This window comes from Streptococcus suis, assembly GCF_019794555.1.
Taxonomy (GTDB): Bacteria; Bacillota; Bacilli; order Lactobacillales; family Streptococcaceae; genus Streptococcus; species Streptococcus suis_AB.
On sequence record NZ_JAIMEP010000008.1, the window covers coordinates 40,743 to 56,790 of the forward strand.

20 protein-coding genes are annotated in these 16,048 nt (G+C 39.4%); 10 read left to right on the forward strand and 10 right to left on the reverse strand.

The genetic code is table 11. From position 1 onward, the window contains the following. Positions 1-35: 35 nt before the first annotated feature. The 6 genes from K6V48_RS11820 to K6V48_RS05075 form a co-directional block, all read right to left on the reverse strand. Positions 36-467 carry a hypothetical protein gene (locus tag K6V48_RS11820; RefSeq protein ID WP_261311046.1) on the reverse strand — a complete coding sequence of 144 codons (432 nt, stop codon included), beginning with the start codon at positions 465-467 and terminating at the stop codon, positions 36-38. A gap of 26 nt (positions 468-493) precedes the next feature. Continuing rightward, on the reverse strand, positions 494-1,819 hold the full coding sequence (locus K6V48_RS05055; RefSeq protein ID WP_222368305.1) for a DUF438 domain-containing protein: 1,326 nt from the start codon (positions 1,817-1,819) through the stop codon (positions 494-496). Further along, positions 1,816-2,049, reverse strand: coding sequence for a DUF1858 domain-containing protein (locus K6V48_RS05060; RefSeq protein WP_172075374.1), 234 nt, complete (start codon positions 2,047-2,049; stop codon positions 1,816-1,818). Before K6V48_RS05060 ends, K6V48_RS05055 begins: the two co-directional genes overlap by 4 nt. Before the next feature lies 1 nt (position 2,050). Next, positions 2,051-3,307: a DUF2130 domain-containing protein gene (locus K6V48_RS05065; RefSeq protein ID WP_222368307.1), complete on the reverse strand. Its 1,257-nt coding sequence runs from the start codon at positions 3,305-3,307 to the stop codon at positions 2,051-2,053. 15 nt (positions 3,308-3,322) lie between these two features. Continuing rightward, entirely contained in the window at positions 3,323-3,793 is a 471-nt protein-coding gene (locus K6V48_RS05070) for an SRPBCC family protein (protein WP_222368309.1), read from the reverse strand. Positions 3,794-4,103: 310 nt separating this feature from the next. Then, the gene (locus K6V48_RS05075; RefSeq protein ID WP_222368310.1) at positions 4,104-4,547 is read right to left on the reverse strand and encodes a DUF2798 domain-containing protein; all 444 of its coding nucleotides are present in this window, start codon (positions 4,545-4,547) and stop codon (positions 4,104-4,106) included. 225 nt (positions 4,548-4,772) lie between these two features. On the opposite strand from K6V48_RS05075, the gene K6V48_RS05080 reads away from it, so the two are divergent. From K6V48_RS05080 to K6V48_RS05090, 3 genes are all read left to right on the forward strand, one after another. After that, on the forward strand, positions 4,773-5,588 hold the full coding sequence (locus K6V48_RS05080; protein WP_222368311.1) for a Cof-type HAD-IIB family hydrolase: 816 nt from the start codon (positions 4,773-4,775) through the stop codon (positions 5,586-5,588). 9 nt (positions 5,589-5,597) lie between these two features. Then, the gene (gene pepT, locus K6V48_RS05085) at positions 5,598-6,818 is read left to right on the forward strand and encodes a peptidase T (RefSeq protein ID WP_222368312.1); all 1,221 of its coding nucleotides are present in this window, start codon (positions 5,598-5,600) and stop codon (positions 6,816-6,818) included. Between the two features lie 134 nt (positions 6,819-6,952). After that, complete coding sequence (locus K6V48_RS05090) at positions 6,953-7,351, forward strand: DUF5684 domain-containing protein (protein WP_222368314.1); 399 nt, start codon at positions 6,953-6,955, stop codon at positions 7,349-7,351. A gap of 258 nt (positions 7,352-7,609) precedes the next feature. Here the strand turns inward: K6V48_RS05090 and K6V48_RS05095 are convergent, their stop codons facing one another. Then, on the reverse strand, positions 7,610-8,524 hold the full coding sequence (locus K6V48_RS05095; protein WP_222368316.1) for an AEC family transporter: 915 nt from the start codon (positions 8,522-8,524) through the stop codon (positions 7,610-7,612). Between the two features lie 299 nt (positions 8,525-8,823). On the opposite strand from K6V48_RS05095, the gene K6V48_RS05100 reads away from it, so the two are divergent. From K6V48_RS05100 to K6V48_RS05115, 4 genes are read left to right on the forward strand one after another with little or no spacing between them, the layout of a single operon-like run. After that, positions 8,824-9,141, forward strand: a complete 318-nt coding sequence (locus tag K6V48_RS05100; RefSeq protein ID WP_024392712.1) for a PadR family transcriptional regulator — start codon at positions 8,824-8,826, stop codon at positions 9,139-9,141. Continuing rightward, positions 9,138-10,256, forward strand: coding sequence for a DUF1700 domain-containing protein (locus K6V48_RS05105; protein WP_222368317.1), 1,119 nt, complete (start codon positions 9,138-9,140; stop codon positions 10,254-10,256). The genes K6V48_RS05100 and K6V48_RS05105 overlap by 4 nt, the downstream gene beginning before the upstream one ends. Before the next feature lie 11 nt (positions 10,257-10,267). After that, positions 10,268-10,852, forward strand: a complete 585-nt coding sequence (locus K6V48_RS05110; protein ID WP_105127003.1) for a DUF1700 domain-containing protein — start codon at positions 10,268-10,270, stop codon at positions 10,850-10,852. Then, complete coding sequence (locus K6V48_RS05115; protein WP_222368320.1) at positions 10,839-11,693, forward strand: DUF4097 family beta strand repeat-containing protein; 855 nt, start codon at positions 10,839-10,841, stop codon at positions 11,691-11,693. The genes K6V48_RS05110 and K6V48_RS05115 overlap by 14 nt, the downstream gene beginning before the upstream one ends. A gap of 35 nt (positions 11,694-11,728) precedes the next feature. On the opposite strand, the gene K6V48_RS05120 is transcribed toward K6V48_RS05115, so the two are convergent. Continuing rightward, positions 11,729-12,088, reverse strand: coding sequence for a DUF1304 domain-containing protein (locus tag K6V48_RS05120; RefSeq protein ID WP_222368323.1), 360 nt, complete (start codon positions 12,086-12,088; stop codon positions 11,729-11,731). A gap of 19 nt (positions 12,089-12,107) precedes the next feature. Further along, the gene (locus K6V48_RS05125) at positions 12,108-12,533 is read right to left on the reverse strand and encodes a MarR family winged helix-turn-helix transcriptional regulator (RefSeq protein WP_222368325.1); all 426 of its coding nucleotides are present in this window, start codon (positions 12,531-12,533) and stop codon (positions 12,108-12,110) included. 155 nt (positions 12,534-12,688) lie between these two features. Between K6V48_RS05125 and K6V48_RS05130 the strand changes: the two genes are divergently transcribed. Genes K6V48_RS05130 through K6V48_RS05140 form a run of 3 tightly spaced genes read left to right on the forward strand, consistent with a single transcriptional unit; the run spans position 12,689 to position 15,153 of the window. Next, entirely contained in the window at positions 12,689-13,447 is a 759-nt protein-coding gene (locus K6V48_RS05130) for a threonine/serine exporter family protein (protein ID WP_222368390.1), read from the forward strand. A 3-nt stretch (positions 13,448-13,450) separates the two neighbouring features. Then, positions 13,451-13,903: a threonine/serine exporter family protein gene (locus K6V48_RS05135; protein WP_024392706.1), complete on the forward strand. Its 453-nt coding sequence runs from the start codon at positions 13,451-13,453 to the stop codon at positions 13,901-13,903. A gap of 56 nt (positions 13,904-13,959) precedes the next feature. Further along, positions 13,960-15,153, forward strand: coding sequence for a cation diffusion facilitator family transporter (locus tag K6V48_RS05140; protein ID WP_222368327.1), 1,194 nt, complete (start codon positions 13,960-13,962; stop codon positions 15,151-15,153). Between the two features lie 60 nt (positions 15,154-15,213). Here K6V48_RS05140 and K6V48_RS05145 read toward each other — a convergent pair whose 3' ends face one another. Further along, positions 15,214-16,044: an amino acid ABC transporter substrate-binding protein gene (locus K6V48_RS05145; protein ID WP_172038539.1), complete on the reverse strand. Its 831-nt coding sequence runs from the start codon at positions 16,042-16,044 to the stop codon at positions 15,214-15,216. Between the last annotated feature and the right edge of the window lie 4 nt (positions 16,045-16,048).

The following is a 16,048-nucleotide window of genomic DNA, read 5'->3' on the forward strand; positions in this document are numbered from 1 at the left end:
ACAAAGGACCGCTCTTGTGGGCGGTCCGTTATCAATCACTTATCATAAAAACGATAGCTACCAAAAGTTGTTCCAATCAACTGTTCAATCTCCTTATGAACACGTCTCATAGTTTCAGAAGATACTGCGTTACGCGGAATTGCTTCATCAATCCCTTCCTCAGTCTCTTCATCATAGCCATACGAAAATATCAAAGGGGCATCATAATAGCCGTTGTCACCAATTTTTATGGTCGGCCACTCCAACAGCTTGATTTCTTTCAAAAATTCTCTAAATTTTTTTACCTTGCTTTTACGAATGGGTGTAAAATCTACCGTATCTTCAACTCGATTATCTGCACCAATATATTCAATCATATAATCCTGTTCCCTAAGACTGACCGCAACATCTACGCTCTTTCCTTCAATATAGTAAGCCTTAAAAAGAATAAAGTCTATATTCTCATATGTGCGTTCAAATTGTTTCATGTTCTTTCCTATAAAAAATGAATAAACTAGATATCCCGATGAAAATCGCTATCAATCTCAAAAAATGGTTGGATATCCTGGACATACTCCAAAACGCCTTGAAACTCTCCCTGGTCATCGCGGACAGCCTTATAGACCACGTAGACAAACTTGCCCATGCTCTCGGACTTGAACCACATGGTGACCTGGTCTTTTTGCCCTGTGCGGAGCAGTTCAAAAATCTTCTTGACCTTATCCACTATTTTAGGAGGATGGCAAAGCTCCACATGGCGTCCGATCTGGCTGGGTGTCCGTTTGAAAATCATGTCTTCGACAGGGTGGCTGTCATTGTAATATTGGAAAATGTCATCCTTGTTGACAAAGGTTAATTCCAGCGGTAAATGATTGAGGATTAGATTAGCTTGCTTAACAGATAAATAACCGTTGCCGAAGGTCTGCGGACTAGTCCTGTCCTGAACAGTTTCTGACTTTTCCTTGGGTGTGAAGGTAATGGTAAACTGACCTTCTGGCGTGTCGATAATCTGCTGGTTTGGGCTAGCTGGTTGCGGAGTAACAGTATTTACTTCCTGCTCTGCTATTTCCCCAAAAACCTCCCGATGAGGTACCCACTTGGTTGTCGGCTTAACAATGGCGTAGCCGTAAGCGTCGCTGTCCTCTGCCACTTGGAGCCAGTCATCCTGAGTGAATGTCTCCAATAGAATCATGAGAAGTATGGCTTCTTCCTTGAAAATCATCTCCTCGAACTCCTTGGCGAAGTTTTCAAAGTGGGCGCGTATCTCAGCTAGGTCGCCTGTTGCAAGGGTTTTACGGGCCGTCTTGAAGAGATCGCGAATCTCGTCGTCCACACCCCACATGACCTTGGGCGGTGCATCATGACCGTACCGCTCCATAATCGGAAAGAAGACTTTTTCCTTGCGAGTGTAGTGGTTTTCAAACTGACCGAGGAGGCCAAACTGGCGTGTCAAACCTTGCAGGAGCTGGTCTTTCAGCTCCTCTTCCTCTGTCTGCTCATACTGGTCAATGATTCGGCGGATGCGTAAGAGAGCTGCCCGCAGTGCCAGGTTTTCCTGCTTGAAGACATAAACTGGGTGTCCTTCCTGGTCCATATCCGCCACTTCCACATCTGCAATGGCTCCTTTGAAGAGGTTGGCGTGGATATTGCAAAGGCTCATGACGTCTTCAAAAGTGATACCCGTGTCGCTAGACATGAGCTCATGCTCCATTAAAGAGATTTCAAGGGCAGAAACACCCGTAAAATGCTGATTAAACTGGTCCTGAACAGACTCTGGGCTGGCACCATTGTGCAGGTCCAAGAGAATATTCTTCAAAATGTCAATCCGTTGGTCTGTCATGCTTCTCCTCCTATTACCTCGTAGCCGTTGCATTCCAAGACCTGTTGAATACGGTCTAGTGGAATTTTGGTCATCTTGGCGCCTGTCTTCAGACTGGTTACCTTACCAACTGTGTTCAGCATGGCTGGATTTGCCAAGGGCTTGAAACCAAGCTCTACCAGAATGTCCTTGACTTCTGGGTGCTGGTTGATAATCTCTGCCACAGGCAGATTTAGGTCGATTGTGTTCATCCTATTCCTCCTTCAACGCCTCAAACTTAGCTTTCATGGTTGGGTTATTTCGGGTTAGTTTTTTGACGGAGACGTCGTCTAGTTTATTATTGGCTAGGCGAAGCTGGTTTTCGCTGGTGGTTAGGGCTGCTTTGACAGCTTCCATTCGCTTGATTGCCTTGTCGATTTCATCAATAGCCTTTTGGAAATTGTTGCTGGCCGATTGATAGTTTTTTGCAAAAGCATTCTTGAAAATTTCCAAATCTTCTTCAAAATGAGTAATATCAATATTCTGCTCCTTAACCAAGGCTAACTCCTGCTGATATTGCAGACTATTAAGCGCAGCATTTCGTAAAATTCCGATTAATTGGATAAAGAACTGTGGTCGAATAACATACATCTTCTCATATTCATGACTAACATCCACAATCCCTGTATTGTAATAGTCATTGTCTGCCTCTAACATGCTAACTAATACAGCATATTCGCATTTTTTCTCCCTACGGTCCTTATCCAACTCCTTAAAGAAATCAGCGTTTTTATGCTTGGTCTTGGTCGTATCCGCCTCATTTTTCATTTCGAACATGATGGAAATAAATTCCAAGCCTGACTCGTCAAAATCACGGAAGATGAAATCTCCTTTTGAACCGGACGCTGATACTTCGTTGTCCTTCGCAAATTTGGCGCGTGGAAAAGCATAGGAACGAACCTTGTTAAACTCCGCCTCAGCAAATTGCTCCAAGCTCTCTCCAATTGCCTTAGTAGACTGCTGGGCCTTGAAATTTTTGTAAAATTCCACCTGCTCATCCGCCGCCTTGAGCCGTACTTCGTACTCCTGACGAGTGGTCGCCAGGGCTAACTCTTGCTTTTGTTCCTGCAAAACCAAAGCATTTTGCGCCGCATCCCGCTCCTTCTCCACCTGAGCTATCGCCTGCTGCAACTCCAAGTCCTTGGCAAGACCGATTTGCCCCAACTGAGCCTTAAGTTCTTGGATTTCTTGGTCTTTTTTAGAAATGGCAGAGCTGAGTTCGAGTTCCGTCTGACTAGCAAATGTATCCAGTTTTGCGGTCAGTTCCAGAATCTCCTTATCCCTATCACTCAATCTAGCCTGCAAATCATTTTCAGCCTTCTGGCTTAATAATTCCCGTTCCCGCTCCAAGCGGTCGTGGATTTCCTTATCAAACTCCGCACCACGCACCTGAGCTAAGAGTTGACTGTATTCTGTTTCATTGACCTGAAAGGCCGTCCCACAATGAGGGCAGGTAATATTATGAGTCATCTTTTTCTCCTCTAATCAGTAATCTTTCAATTGTTCTTCTAAAAACAATGTCCACTTCTCCTGTAAGTTTTTGCGCTCAGGTAAGTCCTCTAGATGTAAGAGCGCCTGGATGCATTCGTTCTGAACGAGCCAGCCTGTCATGTCTTTTTGAGCGTTCGCAAATTCATTACCAAAATCTTCTGGAATTCGTTCTTCAAAAGTAATCAAGGTCTGATTTTCTAGCTGAGAAAGTGTAAATGAAACTGTTGCTGAATCCCACGTGTAGGCAATTTTCTGGTTTTCACGATAGGCAAGAAGAACCAGCACTTCACGGAATCCTTCCATTTCAAAAACCAGCTTGTCGCCCTCAACTCTCAACTGCGGAAACCAGCGTGCAAAACCAGAATCTGTCGCTAGCAGATTCCACGTTTCAGCCAAACCAGCTGTAACAATATATGAGATAGTTAGTAAATAGGTATCTAATTCTTTCTGGACATTAATCTTCATACGTGACTCCTCTTCTATTTTCTCATTATACCAAAAAACACCGGCCAATAACCGATGTTTCCATTATCTATATTTTTTAATCCTGACAAAACATGGATTCTATAATAAATCGAAAACAACAATTTCTTCATTAAATTATCATCCATTTTGTTTTTTTATCGAACATATATTTTTATGTAACATGGTAATGTCATGAAAACACCTAGACACCCATATATTATCGCATTAACTATCCCTATTAATTATCCAAATGTATATAACATTTTCAATAGAAATCTTCTTTAAAATTTTAACATTTTGAAAATTTAAACTAATTATCAACGTTAAGATGAAATCTTTTGACAATTTTTCCTGCTAATGGACGTACCAGAAAATAACTTAATGGAAATGAAATAATAATATTTCTAGAAAAACGAACAAGATACAATGGTATCTGAAATGGTAGTTGACTCATATAAAGACCAAATAGGCCCATTGCAAGCCCCATTAAGATTGAACGAAAAACGCTAATTAGTATGTTCATTTGTTTCACATTTGAGATTTTGGTTTGTAAATAAATTATCCAGATAGACACCAGTGGATTAACAAATTGTACAACAATAAATGAAACAAGAACCGCGGCCAAATAGGCTGGCACAAACATTTGAAAGCTTAACCGGTCTGCCCACCATAAGTTCCAGGCGGTCATTACTGATGGCATCATTAATGACATTAAACCTGCAAAAATCAGCTTATCTTTTATGCTTTTCGACATTTACTTACCTCCAAAACAATTTATTATTTTCGATAATATCATTATATCACAAATCACTAGTTAATGATAAATAACAAAATATCATACAGATATTTTTTTCAAAAAAAGACTAAGTTAATCAAATCAAAACTTTTGAAGCAATTTCCCCCAAACACGTATCCCTCTACATTACTTTCTATTATTAATTTGTGCTATACTAGTCTTATTGAAAACAAGGAGGATATTATGATAAAACTCATCGCCCTCGATATGGACGGAACGCTTTTAAATGAGAAAAAAGAGTTGAAACAAGCAGAGATTGATGCTATTCATAAAGCTGTTAAAGCTGGTGTCACAGTGGTTTTATGCACAGGACGTCCTTTAGTTGGCGTCAAACCCTTTGTCAAACAACTAGGGTTTGATACGGAAGAAGAATATATCATTGTCAATAACGGTTGTTCAACACATTCTACAAAAAATTGGGCTCTTGTTGACTGGGAGGAACTAGCTATTTCAGACGTTGAATACCTCAGTACCTTCACAACTAGTGATGCTGTCCAAATCTCCCTTTTTGATGAAGAGGAGTACTTTGTATTAGCAGAACAAGCAAATGCGACAGTGTCCTTAGATGCTGGATTAGTAGGTATGACACCTTTACCAATTGATCTAACAGAGGCTACATCAGGTAAACATCGTTTCTTCGAAGCAATGTTCGTCGGTGAAAAAGATGCCATCGATGCATTTGAAGAACAACATAACACTGTGCTCAGCCAACGCTATTCCACCGTTCGTTCACAGGACTATCTCTTGGAAATTCTACCAGATGGAGCAAGCAAAGCTTCTGGTTTGAAAAAGCTAGCGGACCGCCTCAGTATTCTTCCTGAGGAAATTATGGCCATAGGTGATGCCAACAACGACCTTGAAATGATAGCATTTGCAGGTCTGGGAATCGCCATGGGCAACGCCAATGAACAAGTCAAGGCTATTGCCCAAGACATTACAGATACCAATGAAAACAATGGTGTTGCAAAAGCCATTGAAAAACATATTTTGTACAAATAAGGAGACAACATGAAATACCCTACACTTTTAGACCGTTTTTTAGTATATGTCAAAGAAAATACACGCTCTGATGAAAGCTCAACAACCACACCTTCTACCTATAATCAAGTTGAGTTTGCTCAAAACATTCTCTTGCCTGAAATGAAACGCATCGGCTTACAGAATGTCCACTATCTACCAAATGGTTTTGCGGTAGGAACACTACCTGCCAATGATCCAAGTTTGACACGCAAGATTGGTTTTATTGCACACATGGATACGGCTGATTTCAACGCAGAAGGTGTCAACCCACAAATCATCGAAAACTACGACGGAAATCCTATTGCCTTGGGCACATCTGGCTATGAATTGCATCCAAAAGACTTCCCACAACTTGCCAACTACCAGGGTCAAACCCTGATTACCACAGATGGTACTACCTTGCTAGGATCTGATGACAAGTCAGGAATTGCAGAAATCATGACGGCAATTGAGTACTTGGTGCAGAACCCTGACATCAAACACTGTGAAATCCGTGTCGGCTTTGGTCCTGACGAAGAAATCGGTGTCGGTGCAGACAAGTTTGATGTGGAAGATTTTGATGTAGACTTTGCCTATACGATGGACGGTGGACCGCTAGGCGAGCTCCAGTACGAGACCTTCTCAGCTGCAGCCGCTAAAGTTGATTTTCTTGGACGCAATGTGCACCCAGGTTCAGCCAAAGATCAAATGATCAACGCTTTCCAACTGGCTATCGACTTCCACAATGCTCTTCCTGAAGAAGACCGCCCTGAAAAAACGGAAGGCTATCAAGGTTTCTTCCACTTGATGAACATGGAAGGTAGTGTTGATACCGCTTCAACTAGCTACATCATCCGTGACTTTGAGGAAAAAGATTTTCAGGCACGTAAAGAACTCATGCTGGACATTGCTGAGAAAATGAATGCCAACTTTGACACTCCACGTGTCATTGTCCACTTGCATGATCAGTACTACAATATGAAGAAAATCATCGAAAAAGACATGACTCCAATCAACATTGCCAAAGAAGTTATGGAAAATCTTGGTATCAAACCTCTCATTGAACCTGTTCGCGGGGGAACAGATGGGTCTAAGATTTCTTTCATGGGCATTCCAACACCAAATATCTTCGCAGGTGGTGAAAACATGCACGGTCGCTTCGAATTCGTTAGTCTTGAAACCATGGAACAAGCTGTTGATGTCATCCTTGGAATTGTTACTGCTAAATAAGATTTAAATCGGTTATCAAATGATAGCCGATTTTTTAAAATGTTAAAAAAATAAATAAAAAAATGCAAAAATATATTGTATTATTGAACTAATACTAGTATAATAGAATTATCAAATAGAAATGGAGAATTATTATGACAAACGAAACATTACTACAAGGTATTCTTATCGGTATTTGGGGAACAGCACTTCTTTTCTCACTTATTTGGTATATCCTGGTTGCTATTTCAAACTACCTTCTTTTTAAAAAAGCAGGCTATGCAGGTTGGAAATCATTGATTCCATTTTACAATCTCTATATCCAACAATGTATCACATTTGGCTATGAAAAAAGATGGTTCATCCTCCTTTTACTGATTCCACTAGTAGGACCTCTATACGGCATCTATCTGGTTTACTCTTTTGGCCGTAGTTTTGGACTATCAGCGCTACAAGCTATCTTGTATGTTTTCTTTACACCAATCTTCAACCTCTACCTAGCCTTCAATGACGGAAGTCGTTACCAAGGCCCGCAGGAATTCTTTATTGATTAATATATTGGAAATAAGACTTTCGAAACAAGTCACTATCGTAGAGTACGACAAGCCGAAAGTGACGATGTATCAAAGCCAATTCAAATGACTAAACCTTGAAATGAGATAGTAACAGAGCTATATCTTTAGCTTAATGACGCAAACACAGTTCTCTCAATTTCCAGATTTCAAGATCTCCCAGATAGCTGAAACTAGGCTACTTTTGATTTTCATTGAGTATGAGACAGATTTTAAGCCCTCGCACAAGCGAAGGCTTTTTTATACGAATAGAAAAATCAGAAGTACCATCACAGCAAGGCTAACAAGTATAGATAAGGAATTGACATTCGCAGGTTCTGCAGAACGGCTTCCTAACTTTAATGCATAAATTGGTGACATGACCGAAATTGGTGATGCTAAGCACACCAGAAGCATCATTTTCATAGACTGCTCAATTGGGAGTAGAAAATAGATGAGGGCCCCCATCAAGATATTGGCCCCTACTCGCAGAAACAAGAGGTAGGACAATCGACCAATTTCCTTCCAATTCAGTTTTAAATCAAGGAGGATTCCCAACATCAGCATCGCTAAAAATGGATTGGCATTGCTAGCAATCGTCAAAGTAGAGAGGATTTCTTGTGGAAGTTGTATGGATAAACTAGCAAGTAAAAGACTGACTAAGTATACCATCAGCGGAATTGAGCGCGAAATGTTTTTAAAAAATGATGTAACAGACATCCCTTCTTTTTCTACATCAATTCCAGTTGCAATACTGTAATTTCCTCCTAAAACCATAATTGCATTTCCTGCATCAAAGACGATAACACTTAGCAAACTGCTCGCTGGAAAGAAGGCTTGAACAAAAGGTAGTGTGAAAGTACCTATATTGTATCCAGATAATTGCATGAGCCCGACTGACGCTTGATGTCCAGAGTGTTTAGCCTCCCAGTATCCTACTAGATTCAAAAGAAGATTACAAAAAATTCCTAAAAGGAATGGAAGATAGAGACTGAACGATACTTGTGCTGTTGAGGAGGCGATGAATAAGGAGGCTGGCAAAGTTACATTCATGACCAGAGTGGAAAAAATAGTGGCATCTTCTCTTCGGACTATTCCCTGGATTTTTAAAATGTAACCGAGACCAATTACGCAAATAAAACTAAAAGCGCGAGTTAATAATTCAAGTTCTTTCATGGATATAGTATAGCATAGAGAAGTTCATTCTGATTATATATAAAAATTTTATATAAATACTTGATTTTAGGAAATGATAGGTATATAATTTATATATAAAAATTTTATATGTAGTCTTTTAGTTTACTTTTACAACATACTCCAACTATCTGGTAGTTAGTTGGAGGTTGAAAACGAAGCAAAATCTGTTCGCTTCAGCCGTATAAATCAGGGTTGAAGTGTACAATACGAACTGCTAAGATTTTCTTTGTAATAAAAGGAAAACTAAGCAACTAAAACAAGATCATAGAGGTGATTTTATGTACTACCCTGTATCCTCTATCTTGATTGAATTTCTGATTCTATCTATTGTTGAAAAACAAGATTCATATGGATATGAAATTAGTCAGACCATCAAGATAGTCGCTGATATTAAAGAGTCGACACTTTACCCCATTCTGAAAAAACTGGAGAAAGCAGGATTTGTAACAACCTATACTCAAGAATTTCAGGGGAGAAAACGAAAATATTACACCATTACTCCGAATGGTCGAAATCATATCCCATTCCTCCAGGCAGAATGGGATGCCTACAAAACAAATATAGATGGAATTATAGAAGGGAGCCTACGAAAATGACACGCACCGAATATTTTGAACAATTGGAACAAGCACTTTCACAACTTCACCCAACTGCAAAACAAGAAGCTTTAGATTATTTTAATGAGTTTTTTGATGAAAAAGCTGATGAACAAGTTGCCATTCAAGAATTAGGTTCACCTGAGGAAGTTGCCAAAGAAATCATTACCAATTTACCAGAAGATGCACTGCAAGATCCGCACGACCAATCTACTTCAGACAGCGCCAACCCGTTCAATTTTGATTTTGATTTCGATTTTGATTTTCAGTTTGACTGGGATGAATTCTTCAAAAATTTCAAATTTTCATCCAATCAAACTAGTAAACAGCACAGCTTGAAAACTAAGTTTGAGGAACTTCCAAATTGTAAAGAGATTCATATTTACTTAGAGGACAATAGCCTGACTGTACAGGCTTGGGATGATGAGGTTGTCTTATTCTCATATCCAACTTCCTTAGTTGACAACTACCAATCATTTGAATACCAACTTGTCGATGATCATTTATATATCAGCAGCAAGCCAATACCAGGTAATCTAAACTTTTCAAATAATCAAATTAGCTCTGCTATTCTCAAAATCCCAAAAAGTCTATTCCCTCTGAGCACTGTTAATCTGAAACTAATCGACAGTAGTTTAACAATTGTAGATATGCAAGTGGAAAAACTGCTCGAAATAAATTCGGAAGACAGCAATCTAACATTGATCAAGGTTCAAAGTTCTGCCACATCAGTTCAACTAGAAGATACCAGTCTCACTCTCACGGATAGTCAATTCGATGAGTTTACAAGTAGAGCGAGTGATTCGGTTGTTCATCTAACAAGTGTCAACATGTCTACAGCACGCGCAGAATTAGAAGATTGTGTCTGGAATCATAAAGAATTTATCTTAACCAACACCTTTAGTTGCCATGCTCAAGATTCTGTCTTATCATTTGGACCAATTGAGGATATTAACTTAGACATCACAGAAGAAGATTCCAGCCTAAAACTGCCAAAGGATAAGACATTTACAATGATAAAAGATGATGATACCTCACATCTGAGCTACAAACAAGCTAACAGTCCCGCACAGTTGATCATCCAATGTGAAGACTGTCAAGTTAGCATTGGATAAAGGAGATGACTATGAATCGGAAGGAATATTTGCAGAAACTTGAAAAACATCTCAAACACTTGCCTAAAGAAGACTTTCAAGATACGCTTGACTATTTTAATGAACATTTTGATGAAGCAGGACCTGAAAATGAACAGGCCATTATTCAAGAACTGGGTACTCCCAAAGAGGCTGCACGGGATATTCTCGCACACTTATATAACAAGGAAAAATCCGAGAAAAAACCAAACACACGTAACATGGTTTGGCTTATAATCTTATCCATCCTCGCAGCTCCTATCGGCATTCCCCTAGCAATCACCCTAGTTGCCCTCTTCATTACCCTACTCCTGCTCATCCTCAGTGCTATTCTAATCCTTATCTCACTTTGGATAGTACTCCTAAGCCTAGGTATCGCCCAGCTACTCCTTGCCATCGACCTTTTCTCACTCTCCTGGTCTTCTTCGCTTCTCTTTACAGGACTAGCCCTCATCTGTTTTGCACTCTCACTTCTTGGCAGCAAGCTCACGCTTGATTGGAGTAGCAAATCCTTCTTGCTTATTTTACACTGGATACAAAGAACAATTCGCAAAGGAGATTATCATGAGAAAGCTTAAACCATTTACGAGAATTAGTCTGGTCCTGCTCACTCTTGGAACAATCATCAGCCTCATCGGCTACCTAGGTGGGGGATGGAAAAATATGAAAACTGTTGCAAAAAACTACTATCAGCCTCAAACTGTAAGCTTTAGCGACATTAGAGCTATTGAAGTTAATGACCGACTGTCCATCATGCCATCGCCTGATAACCAATTTCACCTCCACTACTACCGAAATCAGCATAAGGAAATTGACCAACTCAGCCACAATTTCCAAGACGGAAAATTAACCATTTCTAGTGCCTTTCAAGGAATCATAACTTATGATGGTATATTAGAACCTATCTTAAATCTTGCCAATAACCAGAATATTGCCAACTACCAACCTGTCTTAGAGGTTCCTAAAAACAGCAAAATCGAATCACTCTCAGGTAACATTCAAGGAGATCTTTATCTGGATAAAGTGACTATTCATGGTCTTGATCTCACTGTAGAAGATGGGGACATGTTGATTGAAAACAGTCAGATTAGCTTCAAGCATTTATCGCATTTCAATGGAGAAGTAGAAATCAATCATTCCACATTAACAAGTCCAGCAGACATCACTGATACTGTCGGGAGTATCCTAACTGTTGAGGATGGGAACTTTAATGCTGAAAATCTAAAACTAGAAGGAAGGCATGGCATCAACAATTACAATGGTTCAATCGACATTTCTCTTCATTCACAAACAAAATCTGACATCTATATTGAAGCCAGTCAAAATAATATAGGAATTGACCTTCCAAACTATTCTAATCCAAAAGCCACAAATTACCTCTCTATCTCTACACTAGATGGAGAACTGACTATTCGTTAATTGCAAAAAGCCCTCCTCACGGAAGGCTTTTTAGCTTAGTTGAATAAAAAGATTGAAATGAGAGTTAAGATTGCTGGCCCTCCTTGGGTCAAAAGGATTTTAGGACTAGAAGTCGCTGCTCCGTAGCCTGCCGCTCCAATAACAAACAGGACAAAAATAGTTGTCACTTCAAGGTTGCCTGTGAAAATTCCATACAAGAGAAAGATAGCTAATAAGCCATTATAGATTCCCTGATTCTTAAATAGAGTGGTCACAGACTTACGTTGCAATTCATCCTTGGCCATATTGAAGACACGGCTTGTAGTATTTGAATGGGTCGCAAAGGTTTCCAAATACATGATATATAAATGTTCAATAGCTACGATACTAGCTAGAATAGTGGTAAAAATAGACATAATGTCTCCTCTCTAAAAATTAAATAGGTAACTCTTGCAAGCCACTTAGCAATTTGTCAAGCATGGCAAGAAATTGATTCCTCTCTTCGAGAGTCAGAACCTGGTTCATTGCTTCCTTGATCGCAAGATGATGGGCTGGAGGGGCAGAAATCAGTGCTTCTCGAGCCTGCTCAGTCGGCCATACAAGTACTTCTCTCTGATTCTTAGAATTTCGTTCACGACTAATATAGCCTTGTTCCTCTAACAATTTCAGATGCCTTGTAATAGCTGCCCGATCAATCTGAAGTCGCTGCTGTAATGCTAATTGATGCATCGGGGCATCCTCCAACAATATCCGTAGTATGGTGTAACGTGTCAAGCTGATTCCCAATTGCTTTTCAAATAGATTAGAAATCGATTCATCAGCCACTTTCAATCTGTATAACAAATCTTCCATTTCTTGCATAGATTTACCTCTTTTGATTGATTCATCAATCGTTGATAAATCAATTATACTACAATCCGAACAATTTGCAATTTATTTGCTTATCTATCAAAAAAATGTGTTTCCTATACCTATATTTTGTTATAATGAAGGAAAACAAGCGGAAGGACACATTGATGGAAAACACTCCTAGACTAAACTTAGTCATAGATGTACTCATGCTAGCTGGTGCTATTTTAGCGCAAAGCGGAGCTGAAATTCATCGAGTAGAGGATACAATGATTCGGATTGCACACTCACAAGGAATCGAACAAGCTAATGTTCTGGCGATTCCTGCTGCAATCTTTTTCTCCATTGATCATACAAACATTTCTCGTATGAAACGTATTGTGAGCTCAAATTACGACATGCAAAAAGTTTGTGATGTCAATCAAGTCTCTCGCTCTCTTGCCAATGAAGAAATAAGTTTGGAAGAAGCTTGGCAACAGTTAAATAGAATTAAACAACAAAAACCACCATATAATAATATCCAAGTAACCTTGGCCGCAGTGGTCGCTGCTCCTTTTTTTACCATTATGTTTGGTGGATCGCTTTTAGATGCTGCAGGAGCTATACTTGCCACCGCACTAGCTTTTCCTCTCTCTCTCATTGTAGATCGCTATATTGGAATTGACTTTGTCACAACTTTTGTCGGCGCTTTTGTGTTCTCACTCACATCCTACATACTTAGTACCCATACGAACCTTACCATCAATCCAAACCTGATTAACGCTGGTGCGGTCATGCCATTTGTACCTGGTATTGCATTCACAAATGCTGTGAGGGACCTGATGACCAACCATATTAATACTGGAATGACCAAGTTCTTTCAAACTGCGCTGATTATTTTATCACTTGGTGCTGGAACTACAGTCGCCCTGATGCTTGTGAGGTAAGGTATGACTTCCATTAATTTTTTATTTCAGGCGATTGCATCTTACATCGCTATTGCTGCTTTTTTAGTTGTTCTCAATGTTCAAAAGAAAATGTTGATTCCGGGTGGTCTCCTAGGAATGCTTGTTTGGCTTATTTATCTTTTACTATTGGAACCAACAAATGTCTTGATTGCTACCTTTTTCGCAGCAATTATCGGATCCTGTGTCAGTCAAATCATGAGTATTTGGTTAAAAACACCCTCCGTCATCTTTTCATTGGCTATACTTGCACCACTTGTTCCCGGCTACCGTGCATACATGTCTACTACCTATTTTGTTTCAGGCGAATATGCTCAAGCCCTCACCAATATTACAACCGTATTGACACTAGCTTTGGTTATCCCAATTGGTATGGCAAGTGGCACTATCTTATTACGCCTTTATAAGGTCATGAATGCTCATAAAAATTCAGTCTAACCCCTTGAAAACAGGGGGGCTTTTTGTTACAATGAAAACTTATTAAAGGAGATGCCATGAACCAAACTGTTTCCAATCTAAAACTAGCTGAACGTGGTGCCTTACTATCAATAGGTACCTACATAGTCTTGTCAATTATCAAACTAACTGCAGGTCAACTCTTTCATTCAGATGCCTTGCGAGCAGATGCCTTCAATAATATTTCCGATATTATTGGAAATGTCGCCGTACTGGTTGGATTGAAAATGGCTCAAAAACCTGCTGACACTGACCATAAATTCGGACATTGGAAAATGGAAGACCTTGCTAGTTTGATGACTTCTTTCATCATGTTCGTTGTTGGTTTTCAAGTCCTCTATGATACCTTACAAAAAATAATTAGTAATTCTCCAGTCGAGGTAGACATCACGGGGGCAATAGTAGGTATTTTCTCCGCACTCGTTATGTTGGCCGTATATTTTTATAATAATCGCCTAGCGAAAAGAGTTCATTCTAAAGCACTTGAAGCTGCTGCTAAGGACAATCTATCTGACGCTGTTACCTCCATTGGAACTTCTATCGCAATCTTTGCTGCTGCCTCTAACTTCCCAATTGTTGATAAAATTGCTGCTATCATCATCACCTTTTTCATTCTAAAAACTGCATATGATATTTTTATGGAGAGCTTTTTCACACTCTCAGATGGTTTTGATGAAAACTTATTGAAAAAATACGAAGAAGATATTCTCAAACTTCCTAAAATTGTTTCTGTCAAGTCACAACGTGGTCGCACCTATGGTGCCAATATCTATCTGGATATTGTCCTCGAAATGAATCCGGATCTGTCCGTTTATGAAAGTCATGAAATAACCGAACAGGTTGAGCAACTCCTAACACTCAAACATGGTGTTTTTGATGTAGATATACACGTAGAACCATCTGAAATTCCACACGATGAGATGTATGAACACATTTATGATAAACTCTTCCGATTTGAAACAGAGATACAAGCACATGCTACTGGATATGAGACTTTAATTGATGAGAACTACCTTCTCATCGATGCCAAAGGTCGGTATCAAGATAAAACTCAAATGCTTGAAAGTCACCCTGTTCAAACAACCTATCTTTCCAACTATCAGATGATTTCTATTAGTCAAAAGTCTAAACTAGTTACATTTGAAATTGGCGATTTTGTCCATACATCCCTCTGGCGTCGTCATGAAAATTGGACTGTCATTTTCCACCAAATCTCAAAGAAACAAGCCTAGTCGAACGACTGGCTTTTCTTTTGCACCAAAAAAGAGCACTAGGCTCTTTTATTTATATTTTTAGTTTTTTACTGCATCAGTCGCCACATCCTCACCAAACCATTTTTGAGAGATTTCTTGGAACTTACCTTCTTTGTACAATTCAGTAAATGCTTTATTGATATTTTCTACAAGTGTCGTATCTGACTGACGAGCTCCAACAGCGAATGCTTCATTTTCAAATCCAGCATCAATGATATGATAGTCATCAATGATTCCCTCTTGTTGCAAGTAGTAATTAGCATATACTCGGTCAATCAAGAGACCATCAATACGATCATTTTTCAAGTCAATCAAGGCTTCATTGAATGTTGCATATTGGCTTGCATCATTATTTTGCACAATATCTTTTAGGATAGCAGGCTGGCCTTCAAACACTGAATATCCTGAGGAACCGGCTTGCGCGCCCAGCACCTTGTCTTTCATATCAGATACCTGACTGATGTTGGAAGATTTTTTGGTGACAAGAACTTGTTGGTTGTCCATGTAAGGATTGGTAAAAAGAACTTTATCTTTCCGTTCGTCCGTAATTGAATATCCATTCCAAATTAAATCGATATTGCCATTCGTTAATTCCGTTTCTTTCAAGTCCCAGTCAATTGGCTGCCATTCAACAGTTATTCCATGTTTTTCAAAAACAGCATTTGCTAAATCGATATCAAAACCTGTATAAGAACCATCTGTTTGTTCAAATCCCATAGGAACGAAGGTTTTATCAAACCCAATCGTAATAGATTTTTCAGATTCGTAGGTAGACCAGTTATCTGATTTGGTTGCTGAGTCGGTAGACCCACATGCTACTAAAGCGAGACTCGATACGAGAGCAACTGCTCCTAAAACAATCTTTTTCATATTC